At 41.6% G+C, this 2,894-nt stretch carries 1 protein-coding gene and 1 pseudogene; both read left to right on the top strand.

The features are described from left to right. The first annotated feature begins 70 nt into the window (after positions 1-70). Positions 71-2,329 (top strand): Calx-beta domain-containing protein, encoded by a 2,259-nt coding sequence (locus tag PX481_RS04735; protein ID WP_288093816.1) that lies wholly within the window; start codon positions 71-73, stop codon positions 2,327-2,329. A 322-nt stretch (positions 2,330-2,651) separates the two neighbouring features. Next, positions 2,652-2,894 (top strand): annotated as a pseudogene (locus tag PX481_RS04730) (hypothetical protein); the annotation flags it as partial.

The following is a 2,894-nucleotide window of genomic DNA, read 5'->3' as shown; positions in this document are numbered from 1 at the left end:
TGATACTCTCTACGGTGGGACAGGTAATGATGTCTTTAACTTTGCCTACTATCAAAACAGTGATGTAGCGATGGATTTTGTCCAGGGACAGGACAAAATTGATGTGAGTAGCTTGAACCTGAGTGATTGGGCTACCCTACAATTACTAATTAGTAATGATGGCCCAAATCCAAATAATGCGTTAATCACTACTTTTTTGGCTGCTTATCAATCTCAGCTAAAACTCAATGGCATTAATCCGACTCTCTTAAAGGCAAGTGATTTTATCTTTAATACAATTAACCTCAATCAGACTGTTAATGGTCCTGACTCTTTCTCGTCTAATGCTAATGATCAACTATTTGGTGGTTTAGGCAATGATACCTTGAAAGGATTCAGTGGCAATGATACCTTGTTCGGAGAACAGGGAGATGACCGTTTAGAAGGTGGTTCTGGGAATAATACTCTCTACGGTGGCACAGGTAATGATGTCTTTAACTTTGCCTACCCTCTAAACACAAACACCAGTGATGTAGCGATGGATTTTGTGCAGGGACAGGACAAAATTGATGTGAGTAGCTTGAACCTGAGTGATTGGGCTACCCTACAATTACTAATTAGTAATGATGGCCAAAATAATGCGTTAATCACTACTTTTTTTGACGGTTATCAATCTCGGCTAAAACTCAATGGCATTAATCCGACTCTCTTACAGGCAAGTGATTTTATCTTTAATACAATTAACCTCAACCAGACTGTTAATGGTTCTGACTCTTCCTCGTCTGCTAATGATCAACTATTTGGTGGTTTAGGCAATGATACCCTCAGAGGATTTCGCGCTAATGATACTTTGTTTGGAGAACAGGGAGATGACCGTTTAGAAGGTGGTTCTGGGAATGATACTCTCTACGGTGGTTTAGGAGATGATACTGCCGTCTATTCTGGCAATCGCTCTCAGTATTCATGGATTAGCAATCAAGGAGTATTTACGATAACAGATTCAGTAGCTAATCGAGATGGCATAGACAATTTATACGGCATTCAAAAACTACAATTTTCCGATCAAATTGTAACAATTGCTCCTGAGGAAGATTTCCCTAGTATTACTCTTGCGGTTTCTCCCAGTAGTGTGACAGAAGATGGGACACAAAATCTCATTTACACCTTCACTCGTACCGGTTCCACAACCAATCCTTTAACGGTTAATTACAGTATTGGAGGGACAGCAACCAATGGAACCGATTACGCTTCTATTCCCACGGGTGTCATCTTTGCGGCTAATTCAGCGACTGCGACTGTAATCGTTGACCCCACTGCTGACACAATAGTAGAAAGTAACGAAACTGTTATTTTAACCCTCGCTTCGGGGACAGGTTATACAGTAGGTACTCCTAACGCAGCCACGGGGACAATTACCGATGATGATACCAGTGTCACCTCGCAACTCTCCATTAATGACATCACCGTGGTGGAAGGTAAAGATAATCATGCCATCCTCACCGTCACAGTTGATAACCCCAACCCGCAACCAATTACCTTCAACTATACCACTGCACCCATTAACGCTACCGCTAATGTAGATTACACTAGCAAAACTGGAACTATCACCATTGCTGCTAATACTGCCACCGCTACTATTAGCATTCCCATCCTCAATGATAACCTTAATGAACCTGATGAAGCTTTTACAGTAACCCTGTCAAATCCCGTTAATGCTACCATTAACCCCGAAGGAGGAATAGGAGAAGTTATCATTACTGATACTTGGCAAAGTAGTCTCACGCGCACCTTACCCAACAATGTCGAAAACCTCAAACTAATTGGCACTAATAATATTAACGGTACAGGTAACGCCAGTAACAATAATATCACCGGAAATAGTGGCAATAATCAAATCAATGGAGGTGCGGGAATTGATACTTTAACCGGTGGTTTAGGTGCAGATACCTTCGTCTTCCAATTTGGCCAATCTCCCATATCAACAAGCGATCGTATCACGGATTTTGCCATCAATAGTGATAAAATCGACTTATTAACTCAAGGTGGTTCCGCTATGAGTGCGCCTAGCAGTTTCAGTCGCGCTGCTGATAGCACTGCTACCACTTTAGACAATTTAGTCAATCAGGTATTTACTGATGCCAATGGAGCGACTACAGGTAATCAAGGATTAGGGATTAATAGTGCAGCCTTAGTGCAAGTAACAACCGGTGCAATAGCTGGAACTTACCTCGTTATTAATGATAGCACGGCTGGCTTCCAATCCAGCAATGATTTATTAATAAATATCACCGGATTTACTGGCACTTTACCAGCTTTAGGGAGCATTCCAGTGGGTAATTTCTTTGTTTAATTAAGTAGGCGTAGGGTGCGTTAGGCGGCTAACAATTCGGTCAAAAAACCAAAATTAACAATCCGCCGTAACGCACCACCTCTATCATTAAATTGGTGCGTTACGCTATCGCTAACACACCCTACTGGCTGAGGACATCAATCATGGGAAGAGGTCGCAGTTGAAACAATCCAGTTTAAACAATCCATTAGGGTGCGTATTTGCGGCTATCAATTCGGTCAAAAAACCAAAATTAACAAGCCGCCGTAACGCACCACCTCTATCATTAAATCGGTGCGTTACGCTATCGCGCTTCACCCCTAAGAGTAAGCGGACAACTCAAATGAACCAAACAACCGCCAATTATGATGAACCCTGGAAAGAAGCATTAAGCGAATATTTTGAAGCGTTTTTATCCTTCTTTTTTCCCGAAGTTCACCAATTGATTGATTGGACAAAAATTCCCGAATCCCTAGAAAAAGAACTTAAACGGATTACCGCTTCAGCAAAGACAAAAAAACGTTTCGCTGACAAACTTTATAAGGCTTGGCTACTTGAGGGACAAGAAGTCTGGATTTTGATTCAT

The sequence above is a fragment of the Microcystis sp. M53603_WE2 genome (assembly GCF_030065435.1).
This window is presented reverse-complemented; position numbering and strand designations above follow the sequence as displayed.